Genomic DNA, 1249 nt, shown 5'->3' with positions numbered 1-1249 from the left:
GGACGAGGCGCGGAGCGCCGATGACGGGGGAGAGGGGCGGAGCCCCAGACGGGAGGGCGGGGGGCCGGGGGCGGCAGTCCCCGGCCCGGGAGGGCGGGGGGCCGGGGGCGGCAGTCCCCGGTTCGGGGAGGGGTGGGTCTGGGGCGCACCCGCGAGGGGTCAGCGGCGCCTGCGCCAGGCCCTGCCCGCCACGATCGCGGAAGCGACCAGCACCGCCGCAGCAGGCGCAGCCCACCGCAACGTCGCCCCACCCCCGAGCGACTCCGGCGCCGGCACCGGCGCGTACCGCCCCCGGGGCGGCGCGTGGTCCACCTCCTCCGCACTGCGCCCGATCATCGTCCGCCGCGCGTGCGCGGCCTCCGCAGCCACCGGCTCGTCCTCCGGCCCGGCACCGGCATCAGCCCCGGCCCCGGCCCCGGCCCCGGCCCCGGCTACCACGTCGAACCCGTCGGCGAGCGGGTCGAGCGACGGCGGCGGCACCTCACCCTCGAAGAGGCGGGAGACATCACGGGGCACCTCGGGGTCCCCACCCGGCGCCTCGGCCCCGGCCCCGGGCTCGGGTCCGGCAGCCGACGGCAGGTCCCCGCCCTCCCCGGCCTCGGGCGCCTCGCCAGAAACCGTCCCCAAACCCTCAGCGAACCGCCCGAGGAGCCGCCGCATCGCGCTCTCCACCGCCTGGGGCGACGCCTTCGCGACCTCGGCGACCCGCCCGTCCCCGGTCGCGGTGCCGGCGAAGGCGAGCCGGGTGCCGCCCTCGGGCCCGGCGGCCAGGCGCAGCGCGAGGGAGAACGTTACGGCGCCGCTGCCCCGGACCTCCTCGGCCGCGCCGGTCAGCTCGTACGCGCCACCGTCGCCCGGGGCGACCCGCAGACCGCCGCGGTAGGTGATCGAGTGGCCGCCGACGCGCACCTTGAGCCGCCCGCTGACGGGCGGCGCGCCCGCGCCGGGGTCGGCGTCGCGCTGCAGCCCGGGCACCGCGCGGGCCACCCGCCCGGGGTCGGCCAGTGCCTCGCGGAGCTGCTCTTCCGGGACCGGTACGAACACCTCATGCTCCATGGCAGCCGAGCGTACCCACGCCACCTCGCGGATGTACGCCACTTCGGCCCGCCCGGGCGAGGCGCCGCGCCCTCAGCCGGCGTAGCGCGGGTGGACGAGCGTGGAGGGCGCGAGGGCCCGCCAGCCGGCCGGGCGGACGCGTTCGGCGAGGCCGGCCCCGGCCCGCAGGACGGCGCAGTCGCGGTCCCCGCCC

General features: G+C 80.4%; 1 protein-coding gene. It reads right to left on the bottom strand.

Annotated features, from left to right (window positions below):
- Positions 1–159: 159 nt before the first annotated feature.
- A complete protein-coding gene (locus IE330_RS38435) occupies positions 160–1056 on the bottom strand; it encodes an SRPBCC family protein (protein WP_190140808.1) in 897 nt (298 codons plus the stop codon).
- Between the last annotated feature and the right edge of the window lie 193 nt (positions 1057–1249).

It is taken from the genome of Streptomyces longispororuber (genome assembly GCF_014656095.1).
Classification (GTDB): domain Bacteria; phylum Actinomycetota; class Actinomycetes; order Streptomycetales; family Streptomycetaceae; genus Streptomyces; species Streptomyces longispororuber.
Note: the sequence above shows the minus strand (reverse complement) of the source record. Positions and strands in the feature narration are given on the sequence as shown.

Excerpts from the sequence above, each read along its gene's own strand:
- IE330_RS38435 (WP_190140808.1), bottom strand. The coding sequence starts at position 1,056 with ATGGAGCATGAGGTGTTCGTACCGGTCCCGGAAGAGCAGCTCCGCGAG.